The organism is Streptomyces sp. NBC_00510, from assembly GCA_036013505.1.
GTDB lineage: Bacteria > Actinomycetota > Actinomycetes > Streptomycetales > Streptomycetaceae > Actinacidiphila.
Genome location: CP107851.1, coordinates 2,897,673 through 2,917,890, shown reverse-complemented (window position 1 = coordinate 2,917,890; position 20,218 = coordinate 2,897,673). Strand labels below are relative to the sequence as shown.

15 protein-coding genes and 1 pseudogene are annotated in these 20,218 nt (G+C 73.5%); 9 read left to right on the top strand and 7 right to left on the bottom strand.

Annotated elements, in window-relative coordinates; all coding sequences use genetic code 11:
- Nucleotides 1–86 precede the first annotated feature (86 nt).
- Together OG937_12865 and OG937_12860 are read left to right on the top strand one after the other, a co-directional pair.
- Nucleotides 87–1,550 carry an NCS2 family permease gene (locus tag OG937_12865; protein ID WUD72511.1) on the top strand — a complete coding sequence of 488 codons (1,464 nt, stop codon included), beginning with the start codon at nt 87–89 and terminating at the stop codon, nt 1,548–1,550.
- 14 nt (nt 1,551–1,564) lie between these two features.
- Nucleotides 1,565–2,710, top strand: coding sequence for an XdhC family protein (locus OG937_12860; GenBank protein ID WUD72510.1), 1,146 nt, complete (start codon nt 1,565–1,567; stop codon nt 2,708–2,710).
- 436 nt (nt 2,711–3,146) lie between these two features.
- On the opposite strand, the pseudogene OG937_12855 reads toward OG937_12860, so the two are convergent.
- Nucleotides 3,147–3,854, bottom strand: a pseudogene (locus OG937_12855) (serine/threonine-protein phosphatase).
- Nucleotides 3,855–3,910: 56 nt separating this feature from the next.
- Between OG937_12855 and OG937_12850 the strand changes: the two are divergent.
- On the top strand, nt 3,911–5,020 hold the full coding sequence (locus OG937_12850; GenBank protein ID WUD72509.1) for a winged helix DNA-binding domain-containing protein: 1,110 nt from the start codon (nt 3,911–3,913) through the stop codon (nt 5,018–5,020).
- 93 nt (nt 5,021–5,113) lie between these two features.
- Here OG937_12850 and OG937_12845 read toward each other — a convergent pair whose 3' ends face one another.
- A complete protein-coding gene (locus tag OG937_12845) occupies nt 5,114–5,674 on the bottom strand; it encodes an NAD(P)H-dependent oxidoreductase (protein ID WUD72508.1) in 561 nt (186 codons plus the stop codon).
- Nucleotides 5,675–5,793: 119 nt separating this feature from the next.
- On the opposite strand from OG937_12845, the gene OG937_12840 reads away from it, so the two are divergent.
- Nucleotides 5,794–6,300: a MarR family transcriptional regulator gene (locus OG937_12840; protein ID WUD72507.1), complete on the top strand. Its 507-nt coding sequence runs from the start codon at nt 5,794–5,796 to the stop codon at nt 6,298–6,300.
- 448 nt (nt 6,301–6,748) lie between these two features.
- Here the strand turns inward: OG937_12840 and OG937_12835 are convergent, their stop codons facing one another.
- Together OG937_12835 and OG937_12830 are read right to left on the bottom strand one after the other, a co-directional pair.
- On the bottom strand, nt 6,749–9,553 hold the full coding sequence (locus OG937_12835; GenBank protein ID WUD72506.1) for an AAA family ATPase: 2,805 nt from the start codon (nt 9,551–9,553) through the stop codon (nt 6,749–6,751).
- A 446-nt stretch (nt 9,554–9,999) separates the two neighbouring features.
- On the bottom strand, nt 10,000–10,866 hold the full coding sequence (locus OG937_12830; GenBank protein WUD72505.1) for a helix-turn-helix transcriptional regulator: 867 nt from the start codon (nt 10,864–10,866) through the stop codon (nt 10,000–10,002).
- Between the two features lie 94 nt (nt 10,867–10,960).
- Here OG937_12830 and OG937_12825 point away from each other — a divergent pair, with 94 nt between their 5' ends.
- The gene (locus OG937_12825; GenBank protein WUD72504.1) at nt 10,961–12,637 is read left to right on the top strand and encodes an AMP-binding protein; all 1,677 of its coding nucleotides are present in this window, start codon (nt 10,961–10,963) and stop codon (nt 12,635–12,637) included.
- Nucleotides 12,634–14,259 carry an AMP-binding protein gene (locus tag OG937_12820; protein WUD72503.1) on the top strand — a complete coding sequence of 542 codons (1,626 nt, stop codon included), beginning with the start codon at nt 12,634–12,636 and terminating at the stop codon, nt 14,257–14,259. The genes OG937_12825 and OG937_12820 overlap by 4 nt, the downstream gene beginning before the upstream one ends.
- Here the strand turns inward: OG937_12820 and OG937_12815 are convergent.
- Nucleotides 14,246–14,767, bottom strand: coding sequence for an AAA family ATPase (locus OG937_12815; GenBank protein ID WUD72502.1), 522 nt, complete (start codon nt 14,765–14,767; stop codon nt 14,246–14,248). The genes OG937_12820 and OG937_12815 overlap by 14 nt on opposite strands.
- Before the next feature lie 69 nt (nt 14,768–14,836).
- Between OG937_12815 and OG937_12810 the strand changes: the two genes are divergently transcribed.
- On the top strand, nt 14,837–15,361 hold the full coding sequence (locus tag OG937_12810; GenBank protein WUD72501.1) for a hypothetical protein: 525 nt from the start codon (nt 14,837–14,839) through the stop codon (nt 15,359–15,361).
- Nucleotides 15,362–15,589: 228 nt separating this feature from the next.
- Complete coding sequence (locus tag OG937_12805; GenBank protein ID WUD72500.1) at nt 15,590–16,708, top strand: ricin-type beta-trefoil lectin domain protein; 1,119 nt, start codon at nt 15,590–15,592, stop codon at nt 16,706–16,708.
- A gap of 31 nt (nt 16,709–16,739) precedes the next feature.
- On the opposite strand, the gene OG937_12800 is transcribed toward OG937_12805, so the two are convergent.
- A complete protein-coding gene (locus tag OG937_12800) occupies nt 16,740–17,489 on the bottom strand; it encodes a hypothetical protein (protein ID WUD72499.1) in 750 nt (249 codons plus the stop codon).
- A 237-nt stretch (nt 17,490–17,726) separates the two neighbouring features.
- Here OG937_12800 and gcl point away from each other — a divergent pair, with 237 nt between their 5' ends.
- Nucleotides 17,727–19,514 carry a glyoxylate carboligase gene (gcl, locus tag OG937_12795; GenBank protein ID WUD72498.1) on the top strand — a complete coding sequence of 596 codons (1,788 nt, stop codon included), beginning with the start codon at nt 17,727–17,729 and terminating at the stop codon, nt 19,512–19,514.
- A gap of 96 nt (nt 19,515–19,610) precedes the next feature.
- Here gcl and OG937_12790 read toward each other — a convergent pair whose 3' ends face one another.
- The gene (locus OG937_12790; protein WUD72497.1) at nt 19,611–20,156 is read right to left on the bottom strand and encodes an EF-hand domain-containing protein; all 546 of its coding nucleotides are present in this window, start codon (nt 20,154–20,156) and stop codon (nt 19,611–19,613) included.
- Nucleotides 20,157–20,218 lie beyond the last annotated feature (62 nt).

Genomic DNA, 20,218 nt, shown 5'->3' with positions numbered 1-20,218 from the left:
TCCCCCGGGTCGTGCTGCGGACCATCCCAAATCCCGTACGGCGCAGGCCGTCCGGGTGTCCCTGTGAACCTTGGGAGTGGCACCGCATGACCCAGTCGACCCCGTCAGCCCTGCACGCAACCGCCCCGGACGGCCCCGGCGCGCAGCCGCGCCCGCCGGCCGGACGCGGCCGGCTCGACCGGTACTTCCACATATCCGCACGCGGCTCGACCGTCGCCCGCGAGCTCCGCGGAGGTCTGACGACCTTCATGGCGATGGCGTACATCCTGCTGCTCAACCCGCTGCTGCTGTCCGGGCCCGACGTGGACGGGCACCGGCTCGGCCAGACCGGGCTGATCACGGCGACCGCGCTGGCCGCCGCCGTCTCCACCCTCCTCATGGGCCTCGTCGGCAAGGTGCCGCTCGCCCTCGCCGCGGGGCTGTCCGTCTCCGGGGTGCTCGCCACGCAGGTCGCCCCGCACATGACCTGGCCCCAGGCGATGGGGATGTGCGTGCTGTACGGGCTGGTGATCGTGATCCTGGTGGTCTCCGGTCTGCGGGAGGCCATCATGAACGCGATCCCGCTGCCGCTCAAGCACGGGATCACCATCGGCATCGGCCTGTTCATCGCCCTCATCGGGCTGGTCAACGCCGGGTTCGTCGGCCGGGGCGAGGACAGCCCGCTCACCCTGGGCGCCGGCGGGCAGCTGGCCGGCTGGCCGGTGCTGATCTTCTGCGTCACCCTGCTGCTGATCTTCATGCTCCAGGCGCGCGGAACCCCCGGTGCCATCCTCATCGGCATCGTCACCGGCACCGTCCTCGCCGTGGCCGTCCACACGGCCGGCGGCACCGACGCGAAGGTGTGGGGACTGACCGTCCCCGAACTGCCCGGCCACGTGGTCTCCGCGCCTGACTTCGGGCTGTTCGGGCAGGTCGAGTTCGGCGGGTGGCAGCACATAGGGGCCCTGAGCGTCGGCATGATCGTCTTCACGCTCGTGCTGGCCGGCTTCTTCGACGCGATGGCCACCATCATCGGCGTCGGCACGGAGGCGAAGCTCGCCGACGACCGGGGACGCATGCCGGGGCTCGGCAAGGCCCTGTTCATCGACGGCGCGGGCGGCGCGATCGGCGGGTTCTCCGGGGCCTCCGGGCAGACCGTCTTCATCGAGTCCGCGACCGGTGTCGGCGAGGGCGCCCGTACGGGCCTGTCCTCCGTGGTCACCGGCGTGCTCTTCGCCGCCGGGCTGTTCTTCACCCCGCTGGCGCAGATCGTCCCCGGCCAGGTCGCCGCGGCGGCCCTGGTGGTGATCGGCGCCGTGATGATGGGCAACGCCCGGCACGTGGACTGGGGCGACCGCTCGGTGGCCGTGCCCGTCTTCCTCACCGTGGCCCTGATGCCCTTCACCTACTCCATCACCGCCGGGGTCGGCGCCGGAGTCATCGCGTACACCGCGATCACGTCGGCCCAGGGCAGGTTCCGTGAGCCCGGGGTCTTCATGTGGGTGCTCACGGCCGTCTTCGTCGTCTACTTCGCCCTGCACCCTCTCGAGGGCTGGCTCGGCGTCAGCTAGAAGGAGTCCCCGCCATGCTGGACATCGCCGACGAACTCGACCGCTGGTCCGCCCAGGGCAGGCCGTTCGCCGTCGCGACCGTCGTCGCGGTCGGCGGCAGCGCGCCCCGGCAGCCCGGCGCCGCGCTCGCCGTCGACGCCGAGGGCACCGCGGTCGGCAGCGTGTCCGGCGGGTGCGTGGAAGGCGCCGTCTACGAGCTCTGCCAGGAGGTGCTGGAGACCGGCGAGCCGGTCCTCCAGCGCTTCGGGTACTCCGACGACGACGCCTTCGCCGTGGGGCTGACCTGCGGCGGCGTCATCGACATCTTCGTCCAGCGGATCGTGCCCGGGGCGCAGCCGCAGCTCGCCGCGGCACTGGCCGCCGCCTCCCGCGGGGAGGCGGCGGCCGTGGCCAGGGTCGTGGCGGGCCCCGCCGGCCTGCCCGGCCGGACGCTCCTGGTGCGCCCTGGCGGATCGTACGAGGGCACCCTCGGCGACCCGGAACTGGACCGCACCGCCGCGGCCGAGGCCCACGCCCTGCTGGACGCGGGCCGCACCGCCACCGTCGGCATCGGCGCGGACGGCAGCCGCTGCGGCGAGCCGCTCACCCTGCTGGTCGAGTCCGGCACCCCGCCGCCGCGCCTGCTGGTGTTCGGGGCGATCGACTTCGCCGCCGCCCTGGTGCGGGTCGGCACGTTCCTCGGCTACCGGGTGACGGTCTGCGACGCGCGCCCGGTCTTCGCGACCGCCCGGCGCTTCCCGGAGGCCGACGAGGTCGTCGTCGAGTGGCCGCACCGCTACCTCGAGCGCACCACGGTGGACGGCCGCACCGTCGTCTGCGTCCTCACCCACGACGCCAAGTTCGACGTACCGCTGCTGGAGCGGGCCCTGCGCATGCCCGTCGCCTACGTCGGCGCGATGGGTTCGCGGCGCACCCACGAGCAGCGCCTGGCCCGGCTGCGCGAGACGGGCCTCGGCGCGTCCGAACTGGCCCGGCTGCACAGCCCGATCGGGCTCGACCTGGGCGCGCGCACGCCCGAGGAGACCGCGCTGTCCATCGCCGCGGAGATCGTGGCCCACCGCCACGGGGGGACGGGGCGTCCGCTTCGGGGCGTGGACGCCCCGATCCACGGTGCGCGCCCTCCGCGCCCTGCGCGCCCTGCGGGGCTGTGCGGGGTGTGAGGTTGCGGGTGCGTTGTGGTTGCGGTTGGGCGTTTCCCCGCCGCCCCCCCCGATTGCCCGGCGCGGTCAGTGACCGCCTCGCTGCGTACGTTGTGGGTCGGTGCCGCGCCGGGGTACGCCCCCAGCCTTCGGCCGGGGGGACCCCCACCTCGGCGCTCGCGGCGCTGCCCCACGTCCTTCGGCACCGCGCGCACCGCTCGTCGCCTGCGGGGTGCGCCCGGAAGCGACGAGCGGCGAACGCGGCGCCGAACGATGTAGGGGTAAACCGCGAGCGCTGAGGACGTGCGCCGGCGCGGCACCGACCCCGACCCAACGGAGCGCAGGCCCGCACTGACCGCGCCGGGCAATCGGGAGGGCGGGCAGGGGAGAAACCGCAACAGCAACCACAACGGCGCCGCACACGACAACCGGGCCCAACAGCACGCACCCCGGAGGGCTACCGCAGCTGCTGCTCGGCCCAGATCACTTTGCCCTCGGCGGTGTAGCGCGTGCCCCAGCGCTCGGCGAACTGCGAGACGAGGAACAGCCCCCGCCCGCCCTCATCCGTCGCGGCCGCGTAGCGCAGGTGCGGGGAGGTGCTGCCGGCGTCGGAGACCTCGCAGATCAGCGACTGGTCGAGGATCAGGCGGACCTGGATGGGTTCGGCCCCGTACCGGATGGCGTTGGTGATGAGCTCGCTCAGCAGCAGCTCCGTCGTGAAGGACAACTCCTCCAGCCCCCACGCCGCCAGCTGCCGCTGGACCGCCGCGCGCACCCCGGAGACCGCCGCGGGGTCGCTGGGCACGTCCCAGTCCGCGACGCGGTCGGCGGGCAGGACCCGCGTGCGGGCGACGAGGAGCGCGATGTCGTCGCCGGGCCGGGCGGGCAGCATGGTCTCGAAGACGTCCCGGCGGGTCTGCTCGGGGTCGCGGCCGGCCCGGGACAGGGAACGGCGCAGGAGCTCCAGGCCCTCGTCGATGTCCCGGTCGCGGTCCTCGACCAGGCCGTCGGTGTACAGCACCAGGCTGCTGCCCTCGGGCAGCGTCAGTTCCACGGCCTCGAAGGGCAGTCCGCCCAGGCCCAGTGGCGGTCCGGCCGGTACGTCGGGGAACTCCACGGTCCCGTCGGGGTGTACGACCGCGGGGAGCAGGTACCCGGCGCGGGCGGGCGCGGCCGGGGCGAGCGTTACCCCCGAGTTCTTCCGGGCCGTACGGTGTCCGCATGCGCAGGACGACATCGGGGCCCGTACTGGGCCGCCGTACGCTCAACCGTGCCCTGCTGGACCGGCAATTGCTGCTGGAGCGGTCGGGGATGGGCCCGCTGGAGGCGGTCGGGCATCTGGTGGGCCTTCAGTCCCAGGCCCCGCACGCGGCGTACGCCGCGCTGTGGACCCGGCTCGACGGCTTCGCCTTCGGCGACCTGTCCCGTCTGCTGCTGGACCGCGGGGTCGTCCGGATCGCGCTGCTGCGCGGCACCGTCCACCTGGTCACCGCGGACGACGCCCTGCGGCTGCGACCGGTGCTGCAGCCGCTGCTGGACCGGCAGATCGCCCAGGGCACCTGGGGCCCGGGGGTGCGCGGCGTGGACCGCGACGAGGCCGTCGCCGCCTGCCGGGCGCTGGTCGAGGAAGAGCCGCGCACCCCGGGCGAGCTGCGCGACCTGCTCGGCCCGCGCTGGCCGGACGCCGATCCGGCCTCCCTGGTCAACGCGCTGCGCAACTGGCTGCCGCTGGTGCAGGTGCCGCCGCGCGGCGTCTGGGGGGTGTCCGGACGGACCGCGTACACCACGGCCGGGTCCTGGCTCGGGCGTCCCCCCGCCGCGGCCTCCGACCCCCGGGCGCTGGTGCGCCGCTACCTGGCGGCCTTCGGCCCCGCCTCCGTCGCCGACGCGCAGAAGTGGTCGGGGCTCACCGGGCTGCGGGAGGTCTTCGCCTCGATGGAGCTGCGCGGCTACCGCGACGAGGACGGCCGGGTGCTCTACGACGACCCCGACGCCGGGCCGCTGCCCGACCCGGACCTGCCGGTGGGTGCCCGCTTCGTCGCCGACTTCGACAACCTCGTGCTCTCCCATGCGGACCGCTCACGGATCCTCGCCCGGGAGCACGTCCGCCGGGTGATGACGGCCAACGGCATCGTCCGCGGCACGGTCCTCGTCGACGGCTTCGTGGCCGGCACCTGGAGCACCGACCGGGCGCGTGGCTCCGCCGTCGTCACGGTGGCGTCGTTCGCGCCGCTCGCGGCCGCCGACCGCGACGCGCTGGAGGCCGAGGGCAGGCGGCTGCTCGCCGCCTCCGACCCGGAGGCGGACCACCACGACGTGCGCTTCGCCTGACCGGGGCGGGCAGCACGCGGGGGCCGGGCGGAGGATCGCTCCGCTCGGCCCCTGTGCTCGCGTGCCCTGCCCGGTCGCCGGACCGGTACGGGGTCAGCCGCGCAGCGGCGCCAGGGCGCGGCTCCACTCGAGGACCTCGTCGATCAGGGTCGACAGGCTCGCGGCCTGGTGCTCGCCGGGGGCGAACTCGCTGAAGTTGACGAAGTCGGTGAAGAGGGAGAGCGCGACCTGGCTGCGCACGTCGGCCATCTTCAGCTCGCCGGCGATCAGGCGCAGGTGCTCGGCGGCGCGGGCGCCGCCCACGGAGCCGTAGGACACGACGCCGAGCGCCTTGTGGTTCCACTCGGCGTGCAGGTAGTCGATGGCGTTCTTCAGCACGCCCGAGGTGGAGTGGTTGTACTCCGGGGTGACGAAGATGAAGCCGTCGAAGCCGGCGATCTTGGCGGCCCACTCCTTGGTGTGGGCGTTCTGGTACTGGCCCATGGCCGGCGGGATCGGCTCGTCGAGGTGGGGGAGCGGGTAGTCGGCGAGGTCCACGAGCTCGAAGGTGGCGTCGCCGGCGTGCTTGGCGGCCTGCTCGACGACCCAGTGGGCGACCTTCTCGCCGTTCCGGCCGGGGCGGGTGCTGCCGAGGATGATGCCGATCCTGGTCATGAGGCGTGATTCCCGATCTGTGCGGTGCTGGGGGTACGAATTGAAGCTTCAACTTGAAGCTTCAAGTGCACTGTAACAGATCAGCTTGAAGCTTCAAGCGGTCCGATAGCCTGGGGAGCATGACGAAGAACACAGCGGTACCGCCCGCCCCCGCCGCGATGGAGCCGCGCTGGCTGCAGGGCGGCGAGCTGACCGCGTGGATGTCGATGGCCCGGGTCATGGCACGGCTCCTGCCGGCCCTGGAGCGCGAGCTGGAGCGCGACGCGGACCTGAACTGGATGGAGTACCACGTCCTCGCGATGCTCTCCGAGCAGGAGCGGCACACCATCAGGATGAGTGTGCTCGCGGACCGCGCGAGCTCCTCCCTGTCGCGGCTGTCGCACGTGGTGCGGCGCCTGGAGCACCAGGGCTTCGTCCGCCGCGAGCCGGACCCCGGGGACGGCCGCTACACCCTGGCGATCCTCACGCCCGAGGGGTACGAGAAGCTCGTGGCCTCCGCGCCCGCGCACGTCGAGACGGTGCGCCGGATGGTCCTGGACCCGCTGGACCCGGGCGAGCTGGAGAGCCTGGGGCCCGTCTTCGACCGCATCTACGCCGCCGTCGACGCCGCCGACCGCGGCCGCTGACGTGGAGAGGGGTCGCTGCGGGCGGCTCGTGGCAGCCCGCAGCGACCCCTGGCGCAGCCTGACGCGTGGTCAGGAGTTCACTCGGGTGTCCGCGGTCGCCGCCGCGACCGCGGCGGTCCGCCTCGCACGGTTGAGCCGTGACATGGAGCTCCTCAGGGTGCCGGTGGGGGGAACGCGCGGGTCACCGGTGGGGCGGCGCTTCATCCCGCGCGTACGGCACGGCCTGGGCCGACGTCATCGTCGACGACCGTGGACGAGGGGCGAGTTGGCGCACGTGCACTCGTGGGACGGGTCAACCTGCTTGCTCTGTGCGGGACTCAGGCTAGGGTCGCGGCCCCCGCGCCCCAATGAGGGAACCCCCTAACCCCGGTCGCGTAGGGAAACCCCTCGGTCACGTCACGTGTCCGGCGGCGCGCGAGGAACGGTGCCCGCCGGGCCGGGGTTCGTCTCAGCCGGCCCGGCGGCCCGCGGCCAGTCGCACGATGTCCACCCGTGAGCGGATGCCGAGCTTGCGGTAGACCCGGGTCAGGGTCGCCTCGACCGTCTTGACGCTGATGAACAGCGTCGCGGCGATCTCCCGGTTGGTGGCGCCCTCCAGGACCAGCGCGGCCACCTGACGTTCCATCGAGGCCAGCCCGTCCAGCTCCGGCGGTGCCGCCGCCGAGGGGGCCGCCGGGGCCGGGCCCACCTGCCCCAGCCACGGCAGGGCCTTCGACCGCCGGAACAACCGGCCGGCCTCGTCCAGCGCCACCCGGGCCGCCGCGCGGTTGCGCCGGTCCGCCTCCACCTGGGCCAGCGCGAAGACGGCGCGCGCCTCCTCCAGCCCGTACCCGAGCGCGACCAGCCGCTGCCGGGCCCCGTTCAGCACCGCCACCGCCCCGTCGGTGTCGCCGCGGGCGGCGAGCAGCATCCCCTCGGCGCGCTCCAGGACGGCCAGGATGCTCTGCCGGCCGAGCCGCAGGGCGTGCCTGCGGGTCTCGTCGATGACCTCACGCGCCTCACCGAGCGCGCCGGTCAGCACCAGTGCCTCGGCCAGGTCGCCCTGCCAGCGGCCGCGCGCGGGCTCCGTCACGCCCATCTCGCGTTCCAGCGCGCGCACCCGGCGCAGCGCGTCCACCGCGCCCTGCGGGTCGGCGCCGACCAGCCGCGCGTGCCCGAGCGCGTACAACGCCCGTGTCATGTACGGCATGTCGCTGTCGGCCTCGGCCCGCCGCACCGCGTCCCCGGCCAGGGACAGGGCGCGTTCCACCGTGCCGCCCGCCGCCTCGGTCAGGGCCGCGATCTGCAGTGCGAAGCCCTCGCCGATGCCGGTGTCCTCGGCCAGCCGCAGGCTCTCGCGGGCCAGGTCCAGCGCCGTTCCGCAGCGGCCGGAGCGCAGCTCGATCTCGGCGAGGCTGCGCACCGAGTAGACCTCGCTCTCCACCGCGCCCCGCTGCCGAGCCTCACCGGCCAGCCAGGTCAGCGCGGTGCGCGCCTCGTCGAGCTGATCGCTCATCAGCAGGTAGCGGGAGCGGATGTAGACCGGGCCGTTGTGGTTCATGGCCACGTCCGGGTCCTGCGGCTCCGCGGAGGCCAGGGCCAGGGTCGCGGCGGCGTCGGGATGCCCTACCAAGGTCTCGTTGAGCGCCTTGAAGGACAGCGCCAGCAACTCGGTGCGCCGGTCGCCGGCCCGTGCGGCGAGCGCCGCCGAGCGGGCGGCCTCGGCGCGCGCCTCATGCATCTGGCCGTCCACCAGGGCCCGCCAGGCGAGCTGGTAGCGCACCAGGCCCTGCAGCCGCGGGTCGTCGCCCGCGTCCGCCAGGGCCTGCGGGAAGACGTCGTCGACCTCGGACAGGGCCTGCCCGACCGAGTCGATCACCACGCTCCACGCCCGCACCCGGTCCGCCGGGACCGTGGCCTGCGCCAGCACCTCGCGGGCGGTGGCCCGGGCGAGTTCGGGCTCGGCGGCGGTCAGCGCGTCCTCGGCGGCCCGCAGCCGCCGCTCGTCCGCGGTGGGCACCGCGCCCTCGGGGGTGTGCCGGGCGGCCAGCAGGCCGAGTTGGGCGGCGACCGAGGGGGCGCCGCGGGCCCGGGCCTCGTCCGCGGCCTCGGCCAGGCTCGCCGCGACCCGTTCGTCCTTGCCGCTCGTCGCCAGCGCCAGGTGCCGGGCCCGCTCGATCGGGTCGCCGGCCGCCGCCGCCAGCGCGGCGTGGGCGCTGCGCCGGTCCTCCGGGGTCGCCTCCGCGTACAGCGCGGCGGATATCAGCGGGTGCGCGAAACGCACCAGGCCGGTGCCGTCGTGGTGGTCCATCTCCACCAGGCCGAGTGAGGCGGCCACGCCCGTCTCGCTCTCGGCGTTGGCGCGGCCGGCGCTGCGCAGCGTCGCAAGGGTCGGGCGGGCCCCCGCGCTGGCGATGAGCAGGGTGCGGCGGGTGTCCGCGGAGAGCATCTCCAGCCGGTTGAGCACCAGGGTGCGCAGCGAGGTCGGCACCGGCAGCGGCTCGCCGGGGCGGGGCGGGGTGCGGCTCTCCGCGAGGGCGCGGCCGAGCTCCAGGGCGAAGAGCGGATTGCCGCCGCTGGTGCGGTGGATGTCCCGGACGACCGCCCGCGGCAGGCCGGTGTGACCGCGCCCGTCGAGGAGCTCGGAGACCTCCGGCCGGGACAGCGGCGTCACCCGCAGCGTGCGCACGTCCTGCGGGAAGGCGCGCAGATAGCGGTCGTGCTGGTCCTGCGGATCGGCCTCGGTGCGTACGGCGCCCAGCACCCGCACCGGCAGCTCGGCGACCCGGCGGGCCGCGAAGGCCAGCAGCTCGGCGCTTGCGGGGTCCATCCACTGCAGGTCGTCCACGACGATCAGCACCGGACCGTCGGCGGCCAGTGCCCGCAGCACCGACAGCACGGCCAGCCGCAGCGCGAGCCCGTCCCGTTGCAGCGAGGACTCCCCGCGGCCGGTGAGCGCCGACTCCAGGGCGGCCCGCTGCGGCGCGGGCAGGCTGTCGGACACCTGGTCGGCGACCAGGCCGAGCAGATCGACCAGGGCGAGGAAGGGCAGGTGCGATTCGGACTCCGTCGCGGAACAGCGCAGCACCGTCGGCTCGCCGCCGTATTCCTCGGCGAGCGTCCGCAATACGGTGGACTTCCCGATTCCGGCCGGTCCGTACAGCAGCAGGCTGCCCCCTTGGGCCAGATGCCCGCGGGCCCGCGCGAGGACGTCACCTCGCCCGATCACCTGGTCGGGTCGGGGTCTGGCCGGCACGTCGAAGACCTGCTCCACGGTCGCCGCTCCCCTCGTGTCGTGTCCGGGACAATGTTATGCAAAGAGCCGCGGAAATCCGCCGGTACGGGCGCGGCCCTTCGACTTCTGTCCGGTGTAGGGAAATTCACCGCCGTCGCCGAATGGATGTCGTGCAATGGGCGGCACATCGGGAAACGCACGGGGGCAACAGCCTGTTGAACACCGGACCATTCGTCAGGCCGGCCCCCGTCCCGCGCGTGCCGGTGGACACACCCCGAATGATCGGTCCGATCACGCCGGCGGTCAAACCCCAAAATAACCCCGGGTGAACCGAACATGGCGGCTTGTCCGGACTTCCGGTCCTGCCCCGCTCACGCTGCTTTGCGGGTGAACGTGCCGCCGGGGAGCGGCCGGCGCGGTCGCTTTGTCGTCAATGTCGCTCCGGGTCCGCACCGGGTCCGCACCGGTCCGCGCGGGCCGGCACCTCAGGGGAGCAGGCCGGCACGGCGGGCGGCGACGACCGCCTCGAGGCGGGTGTGGGCGCCGAGCTTGCGCATGGCCGAGCGCAGATAGCTCTTGACCGTCTCCGGGCGCAGCCCCAGCCGGTCGGCGGCGGCGGCGTTGGTGGCCCCCGTGGCCACGCACGCCAGTACGTCCAGCTCCCGGGAGGAGAGCGCCACCGGGCGCCCGGTGGGGGAGCGTTGCCCGGCACCGGCACCGGCACCGGCACCGGCGGCGCCGGTCGCCGCCGCCAGCCGGCCGCACGCGGCGAGCAATTCCTGCCGCAGCAGCGGATCGGCGACCCGGCCGGCCAGCGCCCGCAGCTCCCCGTGGGCCTCGCGGACCTCCTCCCAGGCCGCAGGGTCGCCCGTGGTCGGCTGCCGGCACGTCGACAGCAGGCGGTCGGCCTCGTCCCGGACCACCAGCCGCTGCTCCAGCTCGCGCGCGGCCTCCACCGCGGCGCTCACCGGGCGGTCGCCGAGCGCCAGCGGATGGCGCAGCGCACCGTAGAGCACCCCGCGCACCCGGCGCCGCACGACCACCGGCACCGCCAGGACCGAGCGCAGGCCCTCGGCGCCCACCGCCGCGTCGTACTCGTGGCTGATCACCCGCGACGTGCTGTAGTCGGTGACGGCCAGCGGCCGGGAGAGCGCGATCGTCTTGCCGCCCAGGCCGTTGCCCGCGGTGACGGTGAGCCCCTGGAGGGAGGCCGTGGCCGTGCCGGACAGCTCGGAGATCCGCAGCCGGCCAGGCTCCGGGAGCAGCCCTCCGAAGGCCACCGGCAGACCGCTGGTGCGCCTCATCCGCAGCAGCGCCGCCCTAAGCTCCGCCGCCTCGCCCGATCCCGTCACGCCCTCGCCGCTCCTTCACCCCCGTCCGGGGGTAGTGAGAGCCTCGTCACTGACAACAGGATGCTACTGAGCGGGCCGGCAACGAGGAGGACACATGACGGCAACCAGCCGGACGGAAGAGTTCCGGGAAGCCCGGGACTTCCTGCTGCGCCACCGCGAGGACTACAGGGCGGCGTACGAGGGCTTCCGCTGGCCGCGGCCCGAGCACTTCAACTGGGCGCTGGACTGGTTCGACGTCATCGCCCGTGACAACGACCGCACCGCCCTGCACATCGTCGAGGAGGACGGCACCGAGTCCGCCGTCTCCTTCGCCGCGATGTCCGAGCGCTCGGCCCGGGTCGCGAACGGGCTCCGCGGCCTCGGGGTGGGCGCAGGCGACCGGATCGTGGTCATGCTGGGCAACCAGACCGAGCTCTGGGAGACCGCCCTGGCCGCCATGAAGCTGCGGGCCGTGGTCATCCCGGCCACCCCGCTGCTCGGTCCCGCCGACCTCACCGACCGCGTGGAGCGCGGCCGGGCCCGGCACGTGATCGTCCGGGCGGCGGACGCGGCGAAGTTCGACCAGGTGCCGGGGGAGTACACCAGGATCGCCGTCGGCGGCGCGCCCGCGGGCTGGCACGCCTACGAGGACGCGTACGACGCCCCCGCGGACTTCGCGCCCGACGGGGACACCCGCGGCGACGACCCGCTGATGCTGTACTTCACCTCGGGCACCACCGCGAAGCCCAAGCTCGTCGAACACACCCACCTGTCCTACCCCGTGGGCCACCTGGCGACGATGTACTGGATCGGCCTGCGCCCCGGCGACGTCCACCTCAACATCTCCTCGCCCGGCTGGGCCAAGCACGCCTGGTCCAACCTCTTCGCGCCGTGGAACGCCGAGGCGACGGTCTTCATCCACAACTACACGCGCTTCGACGCGGGCCGCCTGATGTCCGAGATGGACCGGGCCGGTGTCACCAGCTTCTGCGCACCGCCCACCGTCTGGCGGATGCTGATCCAGGCCGACCTCGGCGCGCTGCGCACCCCGCCGCGCGAGGTCGTCGCCGCCGGGGAGCCGCTCAACCCGGAGGTCATCGAGCACGTGCGACGGGCCTGGGGCCTCTCCATCCGGGACGGCTTCGGCCAGACCGAGACGGCCGTCCAGGTCTCCAACCCGCCCGGGCAGCCGCTCAAGCCGGGCTCCATGGGCCGCCCCAGCCCCGGTTACGCGGTGGAACTCCTCGACCCGGTCACCGGCAAGCCCGGCGACGAGGGGGAGATCTGCCTCGACCTGTCCGCCCGCCCGGTGGGCCTGATGACCGGCTACGAGGGCGACCCGGAGCGCACCGCCGAGGCCATGGCCGGCGGTTGGTACCGCACCGGCGACATCGGCTCCCGCGACGCCGACGGCTACATCACCTACATCGGGCGCGCCGACGACGTCTTCAAGGCCTCCGACTACAAGATCTCCCCCTTCGAGCTGGAGAGCGCCCTGCTGGAGCACGAGTGCGTGGCGGAGGCCGCCGTCGTCCCGGCGCCCGACCCGCTGCGGCTGGCCGTGCCCAAGGCGTACGTCGTCCTCGCCGAGGGCTGGGAGCCGGGCCCGGAGACCGCCGCGGCGCTCTTCGCGCACTCGCGGGCCGTGCTCGCCCCGTACAAGCGGGTGCGGCGCATCGAGTTCGCCGAGCTGCCCAAGACCGTGTCCGGCAAGATCCGCCGCATCGAGCTGCGCCGGCGCACCGCCGAGGGTGCCGTCGGCGCCGAGTACCGCGAGGAGGACCACAGGTGAGCACCCCCGCGAGTCCCGTCGAGCCGTCGTACGCGAGCGGCACCGGCACCACCCCGCTGCTCGGCGACACCATCGGCCGCAACCTGGACCGGGCCGTCGCCGCCTGGCCGGACCGCGACGCGCTGGTCGACGTCCCCAGCGGCCGCCGCTGGACCTACGCCGCGTTCGGCGCCGCCGTCGACGACGTGGCGCGCGGCCTGCTCGCCAAGGGCGTCGGCAAGGGCGACCGGGTGGGCATCTGGGCCGTCAACTGCCCCGAGTGGGTGCTCGTCCAGTACGCCACCGCCCGCATCGGCGCGATCATGGTCAACATCAACCCGGCCTACCGCGTCCACGAGCTGGCGTTCGTGCTCGACCAGGCCGGCATCGAGGTGCTGGTCGCCTCCACCGCGTTCAAGTCCAGCGACTACCGCGCCATGGTGGAGCAGGTGCGCGGCGAGTGCCGCTCGCTGACCGAGGTCGTGTACATCGGCGACCCGACGTGGGACGCCCTCGTCGAGGCCGGGGCCCACGTCCCGCGCGGGCAGCTCGCCGAGCGCGGGGCGGAACTGTCCTGCGACGACCCGGTCAACATCCAGTACACCTCGGGCACGACCGGCTTCCCCAAGGGCGCGACCCTCTCCCACCACAACATCCTCAACAACGGCTACTTCGTGGGCGAGCAGGTGGGCTACAGCGAGCAGGACCGGGTCTGCCTGCCGGTGCCCTTCTACCACTGCTTCGGCATGGTCATGGGCAACCTGGGCGCCACCTCGCACGGCGCCTGCATCGTCATCCCGGCACCCGGCTTCGACCCGGTGGCGACGCTGCGCGCGGTCGAGCAGGAGCGCTGCACCTCGCTGTACGGGGTGCCGACGATGTTCATCGCCGAGCTCAACCTGCCGGACTTCGCGACGTACGACCTCTCCTCGCTGCGCACCGGCATCATGGCGGGCTCGCCCTGCCCGGTCGAGGTGATGAAGCGGGTCGTCGCCGAGATGCACATGGCCGAGGTGTCCATCTGCTACGGCATGACCGAGACCTCGCCGGTCTCCACCCAGACCCGCCGGGACGACGACCTCGAGCGCCGCACCGGCACCGTCGGCCGGGTGCTGCCGCACGTCGAGGTCAAGGTCGTCGGCCCGGACGGCGTGACGGTGCCGCGCGGCACGGCGGGCGAACTGTGCACCCGCGGCTACTCGGTGATGCTGGGCTACTGGGACGAGCCGGACAAGACCGCGGAGGCGATCGACGCCGGGCGCTGGATGCACACCGGCGACCTCGCCGTGATGCGGGAGGACGGCTACCTGCAGATCGTGGGCCGTATCAAGGACATGATCATCCGCGGCGGTGAGAACGTCTACCCGCGCGAGATCGAGGAGTTCCTCTACGCCCACCCCAAGATCGCGGACGTCCAGGTGGTCGGCGTCCCCGACGAGCGGTACGGCGAGGAGATCCTGGCCTGCGTCATCCTCAAGGACCCGGCCGCCGCGCTGACGGTGGAGGAGCTCGGCGAGTTCTGCCGCGGCCGGCTCGCCCACTACAAGGTGCCGCGCCACCTGCGGCTGATGGACGCCTTCCCGATGACCGTCAGCGGCAAGGTCCGCAAGGTCGAACTGCGGGAGTCCTTCAGGCCCGCGTGAGGTCCGCGACCCGCCGCGCGACCGCCTCCGGCGGCGCGGCGGTCGTGTCGAGCACCGTCGCCGCCGCCCGCAGCCAGGGCAGGGCGTTCGCGTACTCCTCCAGGTGCTCCAGCCGCCACTGCCGGGCGCCGGTCTCCACCGTGTCGTGCTCGATCCTGCGGGTGAGGGTGGCCGGGTCGGTGTGCAGCAGGAAGTGCCGCACGGGCAGCCCGGCCCGCTCCAGCCCCGCCTCGACCTCCCGCCAGTACTCCTCCACCAGCACGGTCTGCGGCACGATCAGCGTCCCGCCGAGGTACGCGTGCACCTGGGCGAGCGACGCCACGGTGAGCGCCCGCCAAGGGGGCCACTCCTGGAAGTCCCGCACGGGCACGGCCTCGTCGAGGACGTGCCGCAGCATGAAGCCGACGTGCTCGGTGTCGAAGACGTGGGCACCGGGAACGAGCCGCACCAGGTGCGAGCACGTCGTGGTCTTGCCCGCGCCGAAGGTGCCGTTCAGCCAGATGATCACGCGCCACTGTAGCCGCCGCCGTTACCCTGGCAACACGGCTGAGGCTTACGGGAGATGGGGGCGACGGGGATGGCTCACTGGGAGGACGTCCGGCCGGGTAGCGGTGACCAGTCCGCGATCCCGGAGCTGGTGTCCGCCGTGGTCGGTGCGGGCGGGGTGGTCCTGCTGAGCTCGTTCATGCAGGCGGTGGGGACCAGGCTCGGCGAGATCACGGCGGCGCGCATGGGCGGCCGGGGCTTCTGGCGGCGGCGCGGGGCCACCGAGGAGGAGCAGATGGCGGCCGCCTTCATCGCGGCGGTGCAGAAGCTCGGTTCGGTCCGGCGCGAGGGCGGCGGGGTGCTGCGGCTGGAGGACGAGGGCTCCCGCACCCGGGTGCAGGTGCACCCGTTGCTGCCGGTCGAGGCGGTCGCCCAGTTCCAGCGGCTGGACCTCGGCCATCCGGAGGTCGCCGGCCTGGAGATCGCCTGGACCGACACCCTCGGCGACCACCCGCAGGGCGTCTGGGCCACGACCGGCGGCGCCGAGGGCGCCGGTACCCGCTACCTGTGGAACGACGTCCGCCGCACCTGGGAACCCCACCGCCGCAGGCCCTGAGGGACACCGTCGCCCACAGGACGACCTCCGTTCACCGGGCGGCCACAGTGCCGTCATCAGGCGCGTCGTCACGGCCGGGAGCGGTTGCTAGGGTGCGAGCTGCGCTGCCGCGCAAGCCCTGTTCCGGGTGACCGCGCAGCACGGATGCCCCTGGGGGACGGTGTGCCGAAAGCAGCCCCGGCCCACGCGGCGGGGCTGTTTTATGCACATCTGGGTTTGGAAGGATTCATGACGGCTTCTCCCGACGGGCCGGCGCCGGCGGCCGACGAGACCCCGGCGGCGCCGTCCCCCGCCGGTACGGTGCTGCCACGGCGGACCCGGAGGACGTCCGCGATCGCCGACGCATCCGCCACCACCAGCCGGAACCCCCCGGACTGGACCGGCGGCGACGCCCCGACGCTGCGGGCCAGGCAGGCCGCCGCCCTTCCCGAACGCGTCCGGCCCGAGGAGGCCGCGGAACCGGAATCCTCCTACGCGGACGGCTTCGCGGCCGGGCTCGCCTTCGCGTCCCGTACCGTGCCCGCGCCCGCGCACGACGAGGAGCACCTGGCGGCGACGGCTGCGGGGGCGGCCCCGCAGGCGCCCGCCGCGGCGGAGCCCGCGCCGTCCCGTGCGCGCCGCGGGTGGTCCCGACCGCTCCTGCTGGTCGGCGCGGGTCTCGCGGTCGGCGTGCTGGTCTGCGTGCCGTTCCTCGTGCGGGGTCCGGGTGATCAGGACCGCGGCCCGGCCGCCGCCACCCTCGCGGACGAGGGCCCGGTCGACGAGGCACCCGGGGCCGGGCCGGTCACCGCGAGCCCCTCCGACGGACGGTCACCGTCCCCCGGGGACACCGGGCGGCGGTCGCCGGAGGCCGGTTCCCAAGGCGGCTCGACCGCCACCCCGAGCGCGACCGGGGGCAAGGCCACGGCCGGCGCCACGAGCGGGGGAGCGACGCAGCATCCCGCCGCCGGCCCGTCGCGTTCCGCGGCGGGCTCCGGCACGGCGATCCGGAGCCACGACTCGGGCCGCTGCATCGACGGCAGCCCCCCGTGGGGCTCGCCGCTGCAGATCTGGGACTGCACGGGCAGCGCGGCGCAGTCCTGGCAGATCGAGCCGGACGGCAGCATCCGCTCCCGGGGCAAGTGCATGGACGTCGCGGGCGGTTCGCGGGACGACGGCGCGGCCGTCCAGCTGGTGGACTGCAACGGCACCGGCGCCCAGCAGTTCCGCCTCAACGCCGCTCACGACCTGGTCAACGTCCAGGCCGACAAGTGCGTGGAGGCGGAGGACTCGCCGGGGGTCAACGGGACCAGGCTGCGGCTGTGGAGCTGCACCGGCGCGGACGACCAGAAGTGGAGCCGCGGCTGACGCCCGGTCCGGCGGCCCGTGCGGGCGGCGGTCAGGTGTTGTCGTTCCGCGCCAGGCACAGGACGTACTTGGTCGAGCCGTGCTCCGCCCGGAACGTGGCCACCGTGCGGGGGTAGGCGTCGCAGCGGCCGGTGTCGGTGGTGTCGTCGAAGCGGCCGACGACCTCGAACTCGGCCTTCGCGGAACCGCAGTCGACGACCGACACGTCCGGGAAGAGGACGTCCCCGCTGCTGTGGACGCAGTCGCCGACCTCGGCGTACTCGGCGTCGTCGTGGAGCACCAGCCAGCCGCCGCCGATGAGGATGACGGGTATCAGCAGGCCCAGGGCGGTGGGGCGGAGCAGGATCGGCCGGCCGGGGTCGGCGGGCGTGCCGGGGGCGCCGGGGACCGGCTCGGGCAGGCGGTTGATCTTCCAGCGCTGGAACAGGTTGACCAGCAGGGTGAGCGGGTTGAACAGCATCGAGGTGGGACTCCACCAGCCCTGCACCAGGCTGTTGGAGACCATCTCGCGGTGCTTGGCGATGCCGCAGCGCCGGCAGAACGGGGCCCGGACCTTCAGGAAGCGCATCATCACGACCATGCCCTGGTGGCCCCGGACGGTCGCCTGGACCGCAGGCACCGAGCCGCAGAACAGGCAGGAGCGTCCGTAGCCGGGCACCTCCTGCCCGAAGGGCGGCAGCGGCCTCGGCCGAGCGGCCGGCGGCACCGCCTGTGCCTGCGGCTGGGGTTGGGGCTGGGACGGGGGCTGGGACTGCGCGGGCGACGGCGTCGGCGTGGTCAAGGAGATCACCTGGGGTCCGTGTGAAGCCGATGTGAAGGGCGAGCGGAACCCTACTGGTTGGTACCGACATCGATCGACCCCATTACCGAACGGCTTTCGGGTCTCCTTCTTGACCCGCGCGCCAGGGGCGCCCTATGTTCACAGTAGTTCCGCATAACAAAACAAGACTTCCGTAATGTGGAATACAGAGCACCGGGCGCGACAACCTGGACCGCAGGACGACGCAGGAGTGACCGAATGCCTCGAATGACCGCCGCCCGAGCGGCAGTGGAGATCCTCAAGCGCGAGGGCGTGGACACCGCGTTCGGCGTGCCCGGCGCCGCGATCAACCCCTTCTACGCCGCCCTCAAGGCCTCCGGTGGCATCCAGCACACGCTGGCCCGGCACGTGGAGGGCGCCTCGCACATGGCCGAGGGCTACACGCGCACCGCCCCCGGCAACATCGGCGTCTGCATCGGCACGTCGGGGCCCGCGGGCACCGACATGATCACCGGCCTCTACTCCGCGACCGGCGACTCGATCCCGATCCTCTGCATCACCGGGCAGGCGCCCACCGCGGTGATCCACAAGGAGGACTTCCAGGCCGTGGACATCGCGGCCATCGCCGCGCCCGTGACCAAGGCGGCCACCACCGTCCTGGAGGCGGCCCAGGTCCCCGGCGTCTTCCAGAAGGCCTTCCACCTGATGCGCTCCGGGCGTCCCGGCCCGGTCCTGATCGACCTGCCGGTCGACGTCCAGCTCACCGAGATCGAGTTCGACCCCGAGACGTACGAGCCGCTGCCGGTCTGGAAGCCGGCCGCCACCCGCCGTCAGATCGAGAAGGCGCTCGCCATGATGACCGCCGCCGAGCGGCCGCTGATCGTCGCGGGCGGCGGGGTGATCAACGCCGACGCGGCCGGTCTGCTGGTGGAGTTCGCCGAACTGACCGGCACCCCGGTGGTGCCGACCCTGATGGGCTGGGGCGCCATCCCGGACGACCACGACCTCAACGCGGGCATGGTCGGCCTGCAGACCTCGCACCGCTACGGCAACGCGACCTTCCTGGAGTCCGACTTCGTCCTGGGCATCGGCAACCGCTGGGCCAACCGCCACACCGGCCGGATCGACGTCTACACCGAGGGCCGCACCTTCGTGCACGTCGACATCGAACCCACCCAGATCGGCAGGATCTTCGCGCCCGACTACGGGATCGCCTCCGACGCCGGCGCCGCGCTGCGGCTCTTCGTCGACGTGGCCGCCGAACTCAAGGCCGCCGGCGAACTGCCCGACCGCAGCGCCTGGGCCGCTTCGGCCCGGGAGCGCAAGGCGACCCTGCACCGCCGTACGCACTTCGACGACATCCCCATCAAGCCGCAGCGCGTGTACGAGGAGATGAACCGCGCCTTCGGCCCCGACACCCGCTACGTCACCACGATCGGCCTCTCCCAGATCGCGGGCGCGCAGATGCTGCACGTCTACCGGCCGCGCCACTGGATCAACTGCGGCCAGGCCGGCCCCCTCGGCTGGACCGTGCCGGCCGCCCTGGGCGTGGCCAAGGCCGACCCGGGGACGCCGGTGGTGGCTCTCTCGGGTGACTACGACTTCCAGTTCATGATCGAGGAGCTCGCGGTCGGCGCGCAGCACCGGATCCCGTACGTCCACGTCCTGGTGAACAACTCCTACCTGGGCCTGATCCGCCAGGCGCAGCGGGCGTTCGACATCGACTTCCAGGTCAACCTGGAGTTCGAGAACGTCAACTCGCCCGAGCTGGGCGTCTACGGCGTCGACCACGTCAAGGTCGCCGAGGGCCTGGGCTGCAAGGCGATCCGGGTCACCGACCCGGCCGGGCTCGGTGCGGCCTTCGAGCAGGCCAAGAAGCTCGCGGCCGAGTACCGGGTGCCGGTCGTCGTCGAGGCGATCCTGGAACGGGTCACCAACATCGCCATGAGCGTCACCAACGACATCGGCAACGTCGTGGAGTTCGAGGAGCTGGCCACCGAACCCGGTCACGCGCCCACCGAGATCATCCCGCTCACGAGCACCTGAACCCGGGCCCGACCGCGCCACCGGCCGCCCCGTCCTGACCTCCCGGGCGCGGCGGCCGGGCTCCACGACCACTCCGGGGAGGGCCCCGGCAGTTCGCTAGAGCGGCCCGAACAGCCAGTTGCCGGGGGCCTCGGGGTCGGTGCCGATGTAGTAGGCGCGGATGGCCGCGACCAGCTCGGCCGTGCTCACACACCCGTCGCCGTCGGTGTCGATGCGGTTGAAGGCGGCGGCGATGTCCGTGACGGGTGTGTTGAAGGCCCGCTGCAGGACCTCGAACTCCCCGCGCACGACGTGGCCGTCGCCGTCGGTGTCGCACAGATGGGCGACGGCCTCGGCCGCCGGGTGGAAGACCGGGTCGAAGGCCGGTCCCTCGATGAAGGCCTTGGTCATGCCGTGGTGGTACTCCGCGGAGGACAGCCGCCCGTCGCGGTCTCTGTCGGCGTACGCCGCCAGCTCCGCCCAGACGGCGTCGAGCCGTACCGCCACCGCCTTTCCCTTGGGCGAGGTGGGGGACATGCCGAAGCCGTGGATCAGCCGCGCGCCGACGTCCTGGAAGTCGGCGCGCTCGGCATATCCGTTGCCGTCCGTGTCCAGACGGCGGAAGGATTTGTCGAGCTTGCGCTTCAGAAGGGCCGTAGACATCGCTGCGTCCTTGACGTAGTCCTGGGGTTGCCGTACGGAGGGGGAACCTCTCGATACTCCCT